Origin of the sequence: Dolichospermum circinale AWQC131C, assembly GCF_000426905.1 — a bacterium.
Taxonomy (GTDB): Bacteria; Cyanobacteriota; Cyanobacteriia; order Cyanobacteriales; family Nostocaceae; genus Dolichospermum; species Dolichospermum circinale.
In genome coordinates this window covers 86015-100939 of sequence record NZ_KE384633.1, presented here as the reverse complement: position 1 = coordinate 100939, position 14925 = coordinate 86015, and the positions used below count along the sequence as shown (strand labels likewise).

The window sequence follows — 14925 nt, the reverse complement described above, 5'->3', positions numbered from 1 at the left end:
AATATATCAAAATACATTATTGATTCCAGCGACGATCATTTTCAATTTTAACTAAAACGTTAGCAGTTTCTAATAAACCACTACATACTTTTGCAATTGAACTATCAGCTTGATTAAAAAATTCAGTTTGCCAATTTGTTGATTTATCTATATATTGATCAAGATGATTTTTTGATGTATTAATATATTGATTGAGATGATTTTCCCAATTATGAAGAAGTGTATTAAACTCTTGAGTTACTGTACCAATATTTCGAGACAATTCTTGTAATTGGGTTAATCTTTCTCCTGAGTTTAAACCCATTGCTGCTGCTAATTGTTGTATTTCTCTCACTCTTGTTTGCATAGTATTAGTTACCTGATCAATTTCATTCATACCTCTAGTGACTTCATTAATAGTATTAGTTAAATCATTCATTAATGATTGTATCCGTTGGGTTTCTTCTGCGAAAGCATCACGTAAATTATCAACAACCTCTTGTAAAGCATTTCTTTGAGTTCCTAATGTACCTTCTAATAATTGATTTTGTTCATTAAAGAATTGAGTTAAACTATTTTGATATTCAATTCTAAATGTTTGTAATTCCTCTTGTACAGTGACACGGGTATTTTGTAAAGTATCATCAATATTAGTTAATGTTTGTTCTAAGTTTTCCTTAGCATTATTCATTAATTGTGATGCTTCTTTACCTACAGTTTCTAATGTTTGTGTTTGAGTTGTGAAGTTTTCATTGGCTTGATTTAATATTTGTAAAAATCGAGAATAAACTACTTGTAATATCTCTTTTTGCTGATCAGATTGAGTTTTTAAAGATTGTTCTAAATCTTCTCGAATACCTCTAAATGTATTTGCTGCTTGTGCTGCACTTTCTTGAAATGCTTCCCGTTGAGATTCCATACCTGTAATACTTGTTTCCACTGCTTTAGTAATAGAAACTCCTGTTTCTTGTAAAACGTTAGTGGTGTCTCTTTGGAAATCATGTAAGGTAGATTGTAAGCTACTAGCAAAATTATTTAATTCTCCTAATGTCTCTTGTTGAAACTGTTGAATAGTGACAATTGAATCAGCTAATTTTTCGGAGATTCCTCCTAATTCATTATTTAATTTAGTTACTGCTGCGGATGCTTGTTGAGTTAAAGTTGCACTTTGATCTAGTCTATCTACTAATGGAATAATTAATTGATTTTTCATTTCAATAATTAAGTTTTCCAGTACATTTCTTTGAACTGTGCTAATTTCAGTTAATGTTTTTTGGGAATCAGCAATATTATTAAATACAGGAGTTAATCTAGTTTCAATTGTTCTATCTAATTGCACACTAACTGCATTTCCTACTTCTGTACCAATAATTCTAGCATCAAGATTTTGAGCTACTCTTTCTAATGCTTGAGATGCTCTTAAATTAGCATTAAAATCAAAGTTTCTAAAACTTGCAGCTATTTCTTTTAAACTATTAACTGCATCATCACGTCCATCTTTTTTAGTAACAGTAATTCTGTGTAAACTCTTTCTTAGTTTATCGTGTTGGGATTGTTTAATCGAGTCTGTAAAAAACAAAAAAATTGTAAATAAACTTCCACATCCTAATCCCATTAAAGATGTAGAAAATGCAGTTTTCATACCTTCTAATAATGTTCCTACTGCTTCCAGTAAAGCATCTGTCTTGTTTAAACTACCTAAAGGAATATCTGCTATTCCTGCTTGAATACCATAAAATGTTCCTAATACACCAATAGCGGTACACAGAGTACCAATAAAACGTAAGTTACTACGAGTAGATTCGTTAAAAATATCGGGATATTGTTTGAGGATATATTTATTATTGTTTATAATAGGTTTATCATTTTCTGTTTCTAAATGATCGTTAATCCAAGATTTTAAATGTATTGTATCTATGTTGATTTTGTGTCCTAATAAATCTTCAATTACCTTTTCTAAATAATCATTAATCGAAGATTTGACATTCTTTGTAGCTATATTGGTTTTCTGTTTTGATAAATGTTTAATTATCTTTTGATCAAAGTTAGATTGTCTATAATATTTTTTTAGTGAGATTATTTCCCCGATTATTCCTCCTATAACAACTATAGCGATCGCTACATAAAAAAGTATAGAAATATCTGGCATATTTTCTTACATCCTCTAATTACTCATTACAAAAAACAGTATATTGTAGGTTAAATTTCATTAAACAAATCAACTTGTCAAACCTGAAATTACCCAAATATTGATATATATATCAAATATTGAAATCCAAGAAAACAGAAGTGTTAAATACTGCAATAAAACTTTACAGTGTTTGGTTTTTACCCAGGTAAAATCCCTTACCAACAGTAATTATACTAGTATTTTTTACAGTCAACCGTCATCATCATTTCCATCAGCAGATTCATCAATTACTGATAATTCTTGATGATGTTTATGATCATGAACCCATTGATCTAAGACATCTTTAATTAAAACTTCTTGAACCCAAATTTTTGCCACAACGGTAAGAGGAAGTGCCAAAAATAATCCTAAAAATCCCAAAAATGTCACAAAGAATAATTGAGAAATTAGGGTGACAGCAGGGAGTAAGGATACTTGATGTGCCATGACCACAGGTGTGATAAAATTGCTCTCAACCTGTTGAATCACAAAGTAGAGAATGAAGACAGCCAGGGCTTTCCAAGGATTATCTAATAGAGCGATCGCCATAGCTGGTAATACACTCATAGTTGGACCGAGATTAGGAATTAAATTCATAAATCCGGCTAATACTGCCAATGCCAATGCTGCTTTTACACCTAAAATTGACAATCCTAATAGACTCATTAATCCCACAACCGCGACAGCAATAATAGCCCCTGTGATCCATCCCGCTAACGATATTTCACACTGATTTAAAATCCCATTGACCCGCGAGCGATAAAATGAGGGAAATAGGCGGATAAATACTTTTCGGTAATCGTGAGGATTAGCTAAAAACATTCCTGTTAAAACTAATACTAATAAAATTTTCAGAACAACTTCTAAAGATCCAGAGACAAAAGCAAAAGAGTTACCTAATAGGCGATTAAATAGCGGTTGTGCTTGTTCAATTAAACCATTCAAATCCGGTATGTAAGGTAATAATTGTGGAGGGATATAAGTTCTGCGTTCATCAACCCAAGCATTAAAACGTTCAAAACCTTGAGGAACTCTATAGGTAAGTTCATGAAATTGCTGGACAAAGGGTGGTACAATTAACCAGAAAAAACAAACCACACCAACCCAAAAAATCACCACAGCCAATAAAACAGCTAATCCTCGTTTGATTCCCAAGCTTTGGAAACGTCGAGCTAGACGATTTAAAGTCGTTGCTAACACCACAGCAGCAAATATTAGTAGCAAAACCTCACGAAGTTGCCACAATATATATAAGGATATAACTAAGGCAATTATACCTATCCATTGACCAATGTTCACAAACGAGACTCCCAGCTTAGTAAGATGCTTTTTGATGTCAATGCCGTTAGGTTAGCTGATTTTAACAACACCACCTATATTTTTTTTGTTAACTTTACTTTTGTCTTGGGACTCGCCATAATAGAACGGTTGCCATCACCATAGTTGGTGATAAAACCATAATTAGCGCACTTGTCACTGTTGCTGGAATCAATAGAAACGGAGCAGCATATTTAATTAATACCGAGAGCAAAGCCGAAAATAATAGCAGTTTCAACAAAAATCCGATCGCCTGTGGGGTGTAGCCGTGTTGATTTTCCATAACAGTGCGGCAAAATACATGATTTTATAGGGTATATACTAATTTAAACCTTACCCTTGAGTTTCTACAATATTTATAAATATAAAACCTGACAAAAAGTAGACAGTTGAGTGATTGTCATTGTTAGTATTGTGTATCAGTTGGATTTGATGTTGATTGCCAAATTCATTCTATTTTCCCATTTCCATGATATACTTACCGGTTTCAATACTATTATTTATTGGTTTATTGCTATTGCTACCATTTATTTGGTTTGCGGTGGCAATAGACGTAGTGGAAATTGCAGTAGCTAAGTTAGGTTTTTCTTCTAACACTGCTTTTTTATTATTAGTGCTAGTTATTGTTACCAGCACAATCAATATTCCTATTTACCGCTTAGAAGCTCCAGTCCAATTAGCAGACGAATTTGCAGCACTGTGGTTAAAAGAATTTTGGGGGATTCCGTTAAGACAAGTGCAACGTTCTACAGTGGTAGCTCTAAATGTGGGTGGTGGATTAATACCTGTGGTGTTAGCATTATACCAATTTTCCCAGGGAAATGCCCTGGCAATTCTGCTAGTTACAGCAATTGTTACCGTTGTTAGCTACTTTGCAGCCCAAGTAGTACCAGGAATTGGGATTCAAATCAATCCCTTACTTGCCCCTTTGAGTGCAGCCGTCTCGGCAATACTAATAGCTTCACCCCATGCTGCTCCTGTAGCCTTTGCTGGTGGTGTTTTGGGGACTCTGATTGGTGCTGATTTGCTGCATCTCAAAGACATTCAAGCGATGAGTTCGGGTGTGTTGAGTCTTGGGGGCGCTGGTGTGTTTGATGGGATTGCTTTATGTGGACTATTTGCCTTGTTACTAAGTTGATGTATCTTATTTGTCCTTTGCCAGTTGTCAGTTGTTAAAAATAAAGTCACCAAAGTAAAGCCTGGATTGATTCTGAAGGCAGCACAGGTGTAAAATTCAGAGACATCTTGGAGTGAATATCACAATCCGTAGATTTTGTCCTGATTGTATTAATTAGGAGCAGAAAATTGTATTGAGTCCCATTAGCAATAAGTTACAATGAGCAGGGTGGCGTTAAAAATTGTCGCTGTGGTCAGGCCAGAGATACATAGCCAGAGTGAAGAAGTTTGAGATAATTTTACTTATCTTCACATATTTTAGTGATCTCACGTCTATTTACTTAATTTCAGCTTTTAAGTCTACTGGGTCTTAGATGTGTATCTAACAATAACATCGTAAATAACTGCTCTTATACCTTTCTTGGATTAATTTTCTCAGCTAGGATACAGCAGAAATTATAGCAACATAGATTCAGTAACTTTAATTGCAAATCAACCAAAACTCTTGTCAGCGGGTCACGCATTACCTATATCAACCATCATCTTTTTCCGTCATGGTGCTGATTGTTAAAAAAGATTCTCATCGAAATAGACATACCTTAAAGGCCTTGAATCAGCTACTGTTGACAGGTAAATCTTTACGGTTTATGGCTTGCATAATAGCCTTATTCACATTATGGGGGTATAAAACTGTACAAAATCACGTTGTACAACCACAAGCAATATTAGTTCTAGGCGGTTCTACTCGCCTGTTAGAAAGGGAAAAGTTTACAGCTAAATTAGCGCATCAACATCCAAATATACCGATTTGGATTTCTGGGGGTAGTCCACCTCAGCATACCAAAAAAATATTTGCTAATGCAGGAGTTGATCTTCGTCGTTTAAATTTAGATTATGAAGCTGTAGACACAGTTACTAATTTTACCACTTTAGTAGATGAATTACAATCTCGTGGGATAAAAAGTGTTTACTTAATCACATCTGACTTTCATATGGTTCGTGCTTGCGTAATTGGTGAAATTGTTTTAGGTAGTCGAGGCATAAATTTTAAACCCGTATCAGTTCCTTCCAAAAATTCACCAGAACCCATTGAAAAATCTATTCGGGATGGTGCTAGGGCAGTGATTTGGGTAGCTACAGGTTACACAGGTGCTAATCATGCTAAAAATAAACCAATCCCAAAAAGCTAACCATTGACATAAATCTGAGGATGAAGTTTATTCTGTATAAGAATCTGTTAACACCAAGTTCAACCAACGGGAAATAGCACATTACAGGACTTAACGTAGGTATAATATTCTAGATTGTAGTCAGGACTTGAGTTTGCTTTTGGAGACGTTACGGAAATAAGATCAGGGCTAAAGCCCTGACTAAAAACAAATGATATGATATTTTTTTGTGGAACTTGCGTAAGTTCTAGATCAGAACGAAATTAAAAGTTCAAAATTTTCGATAGTTTCCAATTCCCAATATCACCACAATTTGATACCCTATCTTAAACAGTTTTGAGAAAAGTTAAAGCGTGGAAATTCAAATTGGGCGGGGAAAATTGGCTCGACGAGCCTATGGAATTGATGAAATTGCTTTAGTCCCTGGTAACAGAACACTCGATCCGAGTTTAGCTGATACTAAATGGAAAATCGGCAATATTGAGCGAGAAATCCCCATTATTGCCAGTGCAATGGATGGTGTGGTTGATGTGAAAATGGCCGTTCGTTTGTCCCAGTTGGGGGCATTGGGAGTAATTAATTTAGAGGGTATCCAAACTCGTTATGATGATCCCGAACCGATTTTAGATCGGATTGCCTCCGTGGGCAAAGACGAATTTGTGAGCCTGATGCAAGAACTATATGCCGAACCAATAAAGCCGGAATTAATTGAAAAACGTATTCAGGAAATTAAACAACAAGGCGGTATTGCAGCGGTTAGTGCAACTCCAGCAGGTGCAAGCAAATATGGTGAAGTAGCAGCATCTTCAGGGGCAGATTTATTTTTTATCCAAGCTACAGTAGTTTCTACTGATCATCTATCCCCAGAATCTGTTACTCCCCTTAATTTAGAGGAATTTTGCCGCTCTATGCCCATTCCCGTGGCCTTGGGGAATTGCGTTACTTATGAAGTGACACTGGAATTAATGAAAGCTGGTGCAGCAGCAGTATTAGTGGGTATTGGACCTGGTGCAGCTTGTACCTCTCGCGGGGTACTGGGCGTGGGCGTACCTCAAGCTACTGCGATCGCTGATTGTACGGCCGCTAGAGACGATTATTACCAAGAAACCGGAAAATATATTCCTATCATCGCTGATGGTGGTTTAATCACTGGTGGAGACATCTGTAAATGTATCGCCTGTGGTGCAGACGGTGTGATGATTGGTTCTCCCTTTGCTAGAGCCGCAGAAGCCCCTGGACGGGGTTATCATTGGGGCATGGCAACCCCTAGCCCCGTATTGCCTCGTGGGACTCGGATTCGCGTTGGTACTACCGGAACTCTAGAACAAATACTCACAGGCCCTGCCGGCTTAGATGACGGTACTCATAACCTTTTAGGCGCTTTAAAAACCAGCATGGGAACTTTAGGCGCTAAAAACATTAAAGAAATGCAGCAAGTTGAAGTCGTCATTGCTCCTTCTCTACTAACCGAAGGCAAAGTTTACCAAAAAGCCCAACAGTTAGGCATGGGTAAATAACTCATTCACGTCATTGGTTAGTGGTCATTGGTCATTAGTCGAGAGTTTTCTGCTAACAACGGACAAATGACCACTAAAAACGGACAATTGACAACAACTTTGAGAATGACTGGAAAAATCACATATCTAGCCTACAATAGAAGTGGCGGAGACAAATGTTTCCGTTCACTCCTCACACCACATTCCGCCCGGACTATTGTTCGGGCGGTTCCTTATGTTGGACATGAATTTTCTAATTTCTTTGCAAATACTCATCCTTAAACCCTAAGAGGAGGTTTTTGCTGTGGTAGAATTTTCACCAAGCTCGGAAATATTTTATGTAAAGGTTTTTAGGTATGTCAGCAGCACAACAAGTTACAGAATCTACGTTTAAGCCAGAAGTCCTCGACAGCGAAGTTCCCGTATTAGTTGATTTTTGGGCCCCTTGGTGTGGTCCATGCCGCATGGTAGCCCCTGTTGTTGACGAAATTGCGGTTCAGTACGTAGGGCAAATCAAGGTTGTGAAGGTCAATACTGATGAAAATCCTAATATTGCAAGTCAGTATGGTATTCGCAGTATTCCCACACTAATGATTTTCAAAGATGGAGTAAAAGTAGATATGGTGGTCGGTGCTGTACCTAAAACCACTTTAGCTAACACTTTGGAAAAGTATCTTAAAGCTGAATAAGTAACAAAATTCTCTTGGGTTATTTATTCATTGATACGATCAATTACGTACCGAAAATGGTGCTTACAGAAAAAGCCTAGTGTCAGTACCACTTTCGGGCATTCTTGTGATGATTGTTAGTTCGATAAAACTTAGTTACTGAGAAACCTATATTGTAATAATTACAGTCAATATGGGAAATATCATCTAAAATAACGTAAGTTACTGGTACAGCAAGGCATTCAAAAAGCAAATTACATAAGCCTTTTAGGGATTTTTAGTGATTGTTAGTTGACTTATGCCGCAGTGTGCTAGTAACTTGAGTTAAAATATAATGCCATTATTACGGCAGTACGTATGACCTCTGAAGCGTCTTTTTCTTCATTAGATTCTCTGCAAGCGGATATTGCTGAACTAATAGGCCGTTTACCAACACTAAAACATCGGCAATTTATTCAGCAGTCCCTATCTACAATTTTGCGTCTTGCGGATAGTGACATTGAACGTCTTGACTGGAAAATACTATCTGCTGCTTTAGTAGATATGGAACGTGGTTTCCAGTTGTTTTATAATTATCGTCATATACGTAAAATTACTATCTTTGGCTCGGCTCGTCTAGCACCAGAAACACCAGCATACCAAATGGCCGTTGCATTTGGTCGCGCCGCTTCCCAGTTAGGATTTATGATTATGACTGGTGGTGGTGGTGGAATTATGCAAGCTGGTCAAGAAGGCGCTGGAAGAGACAATTCCTTTGGTTTAAATATTCAGTTACCTTTTGAACAACAAGCTAACCCCATTATTCACGGTGATACTAAACTAATTAACTTTAAATATTTCTTTACCCGCAAATTATTTCTTTTAAAAGAAAGTGATGCTGTGGCTTTGTTTCCCGGTGGTTTTGGGACTCAAGACGAGGCTTTTGAATGTATGACATTAAGCCAAACAGGTAAATTTGGTCCAGTTCCTTTAGTATTAATTGATCAACCGGGAGGTGATTATTGGCGCTCCTGGAATCAGTATATTGATGAGAAATTGGTAAAGACGGGGCTTGTTAGTCCTGATGATCCTAGTTTATACACAATTACAGATAATCTAGAAGTTGCTTGTAATGCTATTACTAGTTTTTACCAAGTTTATCATTCTAGTCGTTATGTTGGTGATCAACTAGTGATCAGGTTAAGAGAAGATTTATCAGATGAGCAAGTGGAAGCACTTAATACTAACTTTAGTGATATTCTGCTAACAGGCAAAATTGTCAAGAGTCAAGCATTACCCCAAGAAGGACAAGATGAAACATCTAATTTACCTCGCTTAGTTTTATATTTCAATCAACGAGATTTAGGGCGTTTATATCAAATGATTGGGGTAATTAATCAGATAGGAATTCCCACTCCAGAGGAAGCAGCACATCCAGAAAGGAAATAGACTACAGGAAGCTATTAATTAGTCAAAATGTGGCAGCAAATAGGAAATAAACAAAAAAGGTGAACTAATATCATGTAATCTAATTGACTTTAAAATATGTGACCATACTAATTATTATGACTCAATACTGATAAATATAATCAGGCTTGTATATTAGTAGATGTGATTAGGAAAAGAGGAAACAAGAACTAGGAAATAGAAACTGATTACGTAGATATAGCGCACAGAGTAGGCTTGATACGGGGTGGTTAAAATACAGCAGATTTTATCTGATACCTGGTGTGGCGTATTACGTTAGTAGATTACTTGAATGATTCACAAAAAAAATAAAATAAAGGAATTTAACTATGCTGGAATTATTAGGATCAGGTTTGTTTTCTCTGTGGCTAGAAATGGCTAAGGTACAAATTCAACCTCTAGAAGCCTTGAGTACACTAGCTTGGCCAGGTAGCCCTAGTTTGATTCTTGTCCCTGATCCTAGCCCGGCCGGAGCTATAACCGTACAAGAATATCTCAAGGGTTTAATTACATCAAAATTAATTGACCAAAATCTCATGTCCTCTCAGGGGATTTGGTTACAGTCAGGACCGATGTTAATGGCTAACCATCAAGGTACTATACCTTTACCCGCTGCTTCTTTAACTAAAATTGCTACGTCTTTAGCGGCTTTTAAAACTTGGGGACCAAATCACCAGTTTCAGACTTTAGTGAGTAGCACAGGACCTGTGGTAAATGGGGTGGTACAGGGCGATTTAGTGATTACTGGTACTGGTGATCCTATGTTTGTCGGGGAAGAGGCTATCGCTCTGGGAAATAGTCTGAATAAAATAGGTATTAAGCAGGTAAAGGGAAATTTAATCATTACTGGTGCTTTTGCGATGAATTTCCAACGCGATCCATTACTTGCTGGTCAATTACTCAAGCAAGCACTAAATCACCGTACTTGGTCTCGTTCTGTGGTTTTCCAATATTCTGTTATGCCCAAGGGAACACCTAAACCCCAAGTTATTATTGCTGGTAATATCAAGGTAGACCCTCAACCGAAAGTAGGACAAACTTTACTAGTACGTCATCTTTCCTTACCTTTGCCAAAAATAATTAAGGAAATGAATGTTTTTAGTAATAATGATATTGCGGAAATGTTGGCTGAATCTGTGGGGGGTGCTGATGTAGTTAGTACCACAGCAGCCCAACTTGCTGGAGTCTCCAAGTCAGAAATTCTTCTGATTAATGGTTCTGGTTTGGGTAAGGAAAATCGGATTTCTCCCAGAGCCGTTTGTGCTATGTTTATGGCATTACAACGGGAATCTAGTTCTTACAAGTTGACTTTATCTGATTTGTTTCCTACTTCGGGGTTGGATAACCGAGGTACAATGCATTCTCGACATATGCCCAAGGCAACTGTGATGAAAACTGGTACTCTTAATGATGTAAGTGCTTTAGCAGGAGTTGTACCTACACGCGATCGCGGTTTGGTTTGGTTTACAATCATTAACCGTGGTGGAAATATATCCGCTTTTCGGGCTGAACAAGATAAACTTCTCCAACATTTAGAAAAAGAATTAGAAGTATCTACGGATATTCCCCCTACCCTTGTCCCTCCCAAAGATAATTCTTTACCAAATTTCGGTGCAGCTAATCGCAATGAAATTTTGTATAGAGGTTAGTTACTGTCTGTTGTTGGGCAGGGCTGTATCAATACAATTTTTAGCGGTTATAAACTGCATCTACATTGTATCTATTTTCGGGGGAGAACAGGAAAATGATTTGTTTTTCAAATCTAAACTCTAGCTATTGTCACAATCTCTAACTGATCCTGGTATTTACCCTGGCGAGTTTCATAATTAACAGCACAGGGTTCACCTTCTAAAAATAGCAATTGTACTACACCTTCATTAGCATAAATACGACAGTCAGCACTGGAAGAATTGGAAAATTCTAAGGTAAGATGACCCCTCCATGCTGCTTCGGCAGGTGTTAAATTTGCTATTATACCACATCTAGCATAAGTAGAATTATGCACAATTATGTCATTAGCAAGAAAATTTTCTAAACCAGGTACAGAAATATCATAAACTTCTTCCATTCCTGCACATTCTATAGATTTAATTTCGTCCCAAAGTATATGATCATGAATTTGTAGTCTAGACTTTGTTGCTAAGAGAATAGAATACATTTTTTCTTCAAATCTTCTTTGTTTAATTGAATCAGGTAAAAAGCCTATTTCATTAAAGAATTTCCAAACCGCCTCGGATGATTGAAAAGCCAAAACATAAGCATTACGACCATTTGCTGGCTTCCTAACTCTAATTTGGCTGGGAATACCAAATCTTAATAATAAATGATGAACGTCACGAATCAGACGTTCACTGATAGAGCAATATTCAACCGCTAAAGTTGGTTTTGCTCTTGTAGATTCTCCCACTAAATAAACACTACCATCACCAGAAAATAAAGCACGGAGAAAAGCTGCTACTACTACTTTTGGTGCTGTAAATACTCGTTGAGGAACAAATTTTCCTAATGCTCCTACATTCAAACCATAAGATTGTAACCATAGATTAGCTCTATTATGAGTTACTACACCACCTCTACCAGCTTGATTAACTAAACGATAACCAAAATCTTTACCTTTATAAGTCACTTCTTGATCAAGAACTGTTTTAACACAGTTTTTTAAAGTATTGACTAGCACTTCATCCTCAGATGTAAAGCATGGACTACTACCAGGAGTATGACATTGACCTTCAGAAATCATTAAACCTAGTAATGTTGCTTCATCAATAGTTAAATCTCCATGACCAAATATTGGTATAGATTTAGGAGTAGCTATTTTAACTCCTGAAGTTAATTCTTCTAAAGGTTTCCATCCTGTCTCTGTCAAAAAAGGATGATTTGAAGTAGCTTGAATAACCGCACCTTTTTTAGTTGTCACTTGATAAATCGGCTTTACTCCTTGTGGTATAACAGCCGTAGCATCAGTTTTAATAATCCCTTTTTCTTCGCTATAACTTGCTGTTTGTCCACCTGCAAATTCCTTAATTGGTAAATATGCTCCTGTAGCTGCATCAACAATTTTTGTATCTCCTGTCAAACATTTGCCGATACAAATTACTGTAATATTGGCTGGAACTTCTAGCTTTTCTAAGGCTACACCCAAACCGTAAGAATGAGCAGGTAAGATAAAATAGCTACCACTTTCACTTGTATGTAACTGAGTGGACTCTAGATTTTGGGGGTTAAAATTTTTAGGGTCAATGACAGTACCAGGAATGTGGCGAAAAATCCGAAATTCAGATGCAGAAAGACGGATATCATAGCCATAGGAAGAAAGTCCGTAACTAATTACAGGTTGGGGAATCTGAGATGGATCAGGTTGTAATTTACGAATTAAACTAGACTCAAAGGGCGAAATCATGCCTTTTTCAGCCATTTTAGTAATCCAGATGTCGTTTTTAATCACGGGTTGATTTTTTTATTGAAAGCACTAACGTTAATTTTAGGATATTTTGACTGCCTTTTTGCAGTTCAAAATGTTATGTATATAATGAAGTGCGGAATGTGGGATAAAAATCAAAACATCAAATAAATGATAGCTCAACTTTTATCTATTTTCTAGAGAATTATTAAATGTGGGTTTAAATTTGACTTGTAAACAAGTCTGGGATTTATTTTTTGGAGTTAGTTATAAGTAAATTTGTAGCAGTATTAAGTCTTCCATCTTCCATGTGAATAACACGATCAGCTATATCTAAAATTCGATCATCATGGGTAACAAGTAAAATAGTACAATGTTGCTCTTTGGCTAAAATTTGCATTAAATTAACTACATCTCTACCTGTTTTTTTATCTAATGCTGCTGTAGGTTCATCTGCTAAAACTATGCTAGGATGACTGACTAAAGCACGAGCGATCGCTACTCTTTGTTTTTGTCCTCCAGATAAATTATCAGGATAATAGTTTATTCTTTCACCTAAACCAACTTCTTTTAATATAGCTTCTGATTTAGCGATCGCTTGTTTTTTGCTAATATTTTCATGAAGTTCTATGGACATTTGTACATTTTCTCTTGCTGTTAAAAAGGGTAATAAATTATGTGCCTGAAAAATATAACCAATATGACGACGTATTTGGACTAATTGCTCTTCACTTGCCCCATATAATTCTTGATTTAATTCTTGTAAACTACCATTTTGTACTGAGCGTAAAGCGCCAATTAAGGAAAGTAAAGTTGTTTTTCCTGATCCAGAAGGTCCTGTCAAAATGACAATCTCTCCCGCTTTTATTTCTAAATTAATGTCAAATAACACCTGTTTCTGTAACTCTTTTTGTCCGTAAAAATGGTTTAAATTCTCAATTTTTATGCTGGTTTTCATAATTAGAACTCCTAAACTATTAAACAATTTTTAAAAAATATCAGCAGGATCGGCAGATTTTAGTTTAGCAACGGCGGTTGCACCAGAAATAAAACACATTAACATGGTGGCAACGAAGACAAAGATTCCTCTTTCCCAAGTCATAATTATAGGTAAAAGAGTAGCTGCTTTTGTAAAATGATATTGAATTATGGCAATGAGAAAGCCGGGAATATAGCCTAAAATAGCAATTAAAACAGCTTGTTGTAATACCATTGATAGGAGGTATTTATTACGATAACCAATGGCTTTTAATGTAGCATATTGGGGTAAATGTTCAGAAACATTAGAATAAAGAATTTGATAAACAACGACAATTCCTACGATAATTCCTAATGCAACTCCTAAGTTAAAAATAAAGCCAATTGCTGTGCTAGTTTGCCAGTAATTTTTTTCAAAGTTAATAAATTCTTGTTTACTTAAAATTTTCACATCTTTGGGTAAATACTGCTTAATTTTTTTGCCAAAATTTTCTACATTTGCATTACTTTTTAATTTAATAAAACCAACCTCTATGATACCTTTTTTACGATTAGAAAAAATCCTTTGAAAATTCAGATGACTGGTAATTAAATTACCATCTGAACCAAAAGATGTACCTAATTGAAATAAACCAGCTACTTTGATTTTCCGATTATTTCCACTAGCTGTTATTTCAGTAATTACCTTTTGTTGTTTTTGAAATTCAGCAACAACCGGACCAAATTCACTTCTTGAACCTTGATCGAATAGTACTTGATCGGGTATTTTTAATTTATCTATATTTTCATTAACACCTGGTAAATCAAAAATTTGATGTCTAATATCAAAACCAATAACAAAAATATTCCGCCAATTATTTCTGGTTTGAGGATTTTTCCATTGACCAAAACCCAAATAAATTGGGGTAACAAAATCTACTTCTGGAAAAGCTAAAGTTTGAGTTAAACGACGTTCAGGAAAACTTTCCATAGCAATTAAAGCGGTACTACGAGGACTAATTAAAAAACAATCTCCATTTAATCCCTGATGTAAATGAACAGCACTATCAAATAAAGCATCACGAATACCTAACTGCATAAAAACAATAACTACGGCAAAAATTACGCCAGAAAGGGCGACAATTAGTCTAATTTTTTGATATCTTAGTTGTAACCAAGCTGTGGGTAATTTGTTAAACATGATTGA

Annotated in this window: 13 protein-coding genes and 1 pseudogene; 7 read left to right on the top strand and 7 right to left on the bottom strand. The window is 36.0% G+C overall.

What is annotated here, in order from left to right; translation table 11 throughout:
• Window positions 1-16 precede the first annotated feature (16 nt).
• The 3 genes from ACIR131C_RS0117005 to ACIR131C_RS26870 all read right to left on the bottom strand — a co-directional run bounded on the left by ACIR131C_RS0117005 (window position 17) and on the right by ACIR131C_RS26870 (window position 3749).
• The gene (locus ACIR131C_RS0117005; RefSeq protein ID WP_028091173.1) at window positions 17-2128 is read right to left on the bottom strand and encodes a hypothetical protein; all 2112 of its coding nucleotides are present in this window, start codon (window positions 2126-2128) and stop codon (window positions 17-19) included.
• 231 nt (window positions 2129-2359) lie between these two features.
• Window positions 2360-3448: an AI-2E family transporter gene (locus ACIR131C_RS23090; RefSeq protein ID WP_035372321.1), complete on the bottom strand. Its 1089-nt coding sequence runs from the start codon at window positions 3446-3448 to the stop codon at window positions 2360-2362.
• A 94-nt stretch (window positions 3449-3542) separates the two neighbouring features.
• The gene (locus ACIR131C_RS26870; RefSeq protein WP_071604969.1) at window positions 3543-3749 is read right to left on the bottom strand and encodes a hypothetical protein; all 207 of its coding nucleotides are present in this window, start codon (window positions 3747-3749) and stop codon (window positions 3543-3545) included.
• 186 nt (window positions 3750-3935) lie between these two features.
• Between ACIR131C_RS26870 and ACIR131C_RS0116995 the strand changes: the two genes are divergently transcribed.
• From ACIR131C_RS0116995 to ACIR131C_RS0116970, 7 genes are all read left to right on the top strand, one after another.
• The gene (locus ACIR131C_RS0116995) at window positions 3936-4604 is read left to right on the top strand and encodes a DUF1614 domain-containing protein (protein ID WP_028091172.1); all 669 of its coding nucleotides are present in this window, start codon (window positions 3936-3938) and stop codon (window positions 4602-4604) included.
• Between the two features lie 625 nt (window positions 4605-5229).
• Window positions 5230-5772: a YdcF family protein gene (locus ACIR131C_RS0116990; RefSeq protein ID WP_028091171.1), complete on the top strand. Its 543-nt coding sequence runs from the start codon at window positions 5230-5232 to the stop codon at window positions 5770-5772.
• A 332-nt stretch (window positions 5773-6104) separates the two neighbouring features.
• Window positions 6105-7268, top strand: a complete 1164-nt coding sequence (locus ACIR131C_RS0116985) for a GuaB3 family IMP dehydrogenase-related protein (RefSeq protein ID WP_028091170.1) — start codon at window positions 6105-6107, stop codon at window positions 7266-7268.
• Window positions 7269-7334: 66 nt separating this feature from the next.
• Window positions 7335-7529: a hypothetical protein gene (locus ACIR131C_RS25710; RefSeq protein ID WP_155963164.1), complete on the top strand. Its 195-nt coding sequence runs from the start codon at window positions 7335-7337 to the stop codon at window positions 7527-7529.
• 74 nt (window positions 7530-7603) lie between these two features.
• Window positions 7604-7936, top strand: a complete 333-nt coding sequence (gene trxA / locus ACIR131C_RS0116980) for a thioredoxin (RefSeq protein ID WP_028091169.1) — start codon at window positions 7604-7606, stop codon at window positions 7934-7936.
• A gap of 336 nt (window positions 7937-8272) precedes the next feature.
• The gene (locus tag ACIR131C_RS0116975) at window positions 8273-9343 is read left to right on the top strand and encodes an LOG family protein (protein WP_028091168.1); all 1071 of its coding nucleotides are present in this window, start codon (window positions 8273-8275) and stop codon (window positions 9341-9343) included.
• Between the two features lie 347 nt (window positions 9344-9690).
• On the top strand, window positions 9691-11010 hold the full coding sequence (locus ACIR131C_RS0116970) for a D-alanyl-D-alanine carboxypeptidase (protein ID WP_028091167.1): 1320 nt from the start codon (window positions 9691-9693) through the stop codon (window positions 11008-11010).
• Between the two features lie 113 nt (window positions 11011-11123).
• Here ACIR131C_RS0116970 and ACIR131C_RS25705 read toward each other — a convergent pair whose 3' ends face one another.
• The 4 genes and pseudogenes from ACIR131C_RS25705 to devC form a co-directional block, all read right to left on the bottom strand.
• Window positions 11124-12437 carry an LAGLIDADG family homing endonuclease gene (locus tag ACIR131C_RS25705; RefSeq protein WP_417033473.1) on the bottom strand — a complete coding sequence of 438 codons (1314 nt, stop codon included), beginning with the start codon at window positions 12435-12437 and terminating at the stop codon, window positions 11124-11126.
• Between the two features lie 3 nt (window positions 12438-12440).
• A pseudogene (locus ACIR131C_RS27360) lies at window positions 12441-12776 on the bottom strand (dCTP deaminase domain-containing protein); the annotation flags it as partial.
• A 235-nt stretch (window positions 12777-13011) separates the two neighbouring features.
• Complete coding sequence (locus ACIR131C_RS23075; protein WP_035372318.1) at window positions 13012-13719, bottom strand: DevA family ABC transporter ATP-binding protein; 708 nt, start codon at window positions 13717-13719, stop codon at window positions 13012-13014.
• A gap of 30 nt (window positions 13720-13749) precedes the next feature.
• The gene (devC, locus tag ACIR131C_RS0116950; protein ID WP_028091166.1) at window positions 13750-14919 is read right to left on the bottom strand and encodes an ABC transporter permease DevC; all 1170 of its coding nucleotides are present in this window, start codon (window positions 14917-14919) and stop codon (window positions 13750-13752) included.
• Between the last annotated feature and the right edge of the window lie 6 nt (window positions 14920-14925).

Coding starts and splice junctions, on each gene's coding strand:
- ACIR131C_RS0117005 (WP_028091173.1), bottom strand. CDS start 2,128: ATGCCAGATATTTCTATACTTTTTTATGTAGCGATCGCTATAGTTGTT.
- ACIR131C_RS26870 (WP_071604969.1), bottom strand. CDS start 3,749: ATGGAAAATCAACACGGCTACACCCCACAGGCGATCGGATTTTTGTTG.
- ACIR131C_RS0116995 (WP_028091172.1), top strand. CDS start 3,936: ATGATATACTTACCGGTTTCAATACTATTATTTATTGGTTTATTGCTA.
- ACIR131C_RS0116990 (WP_028091171.1), top strand. CDS start 5,230: ATGGCTTGCATAATAGCCTTATTCACATTATGGGGGTATAAAACTGTA.
- ACIR131C_RS25710 (WP_155963164.1), top strand. CDS start 7,335: ATGACCACTAAAAACGGACAATTGACAACAACTTTGAGAATGACTGGA.
- trxA (WP_028091169.1), top strand. CDS start 7,604: ATGTCAGCAGCACAACAAGTTACAGAATCTACGTTTAAGCCAGAAGTC.
- ACIR131C_RS0116975 (WP_028091168.1), top strand. CDS start 8,273: ATGACCTCTGAAGCGTCTTTTTCTTCATTAGATTCTCTGCAAGCGGAT.
- ACIR131C_RS0116970 (WP_028091167.1), top strand. CDS start 9,691: ATGCTGGAATTATTAGGATCAGGTTTGTTTTCTCTGTGGCTAGAAATG.
- ACIR131C_RS23075 (WP_035372318.1), bottom strand. CDS start 13,719: ATGAAAACCAGCATAAAAATTGAGAATTTAAACCATTTTTACGGACAA.
- devC (WP_028091166.1), bottom strand. CDS start 14,919: ATGTTTAACAAATTACCCACAGCTTGGTTACAACTAAGATATCAAAAA.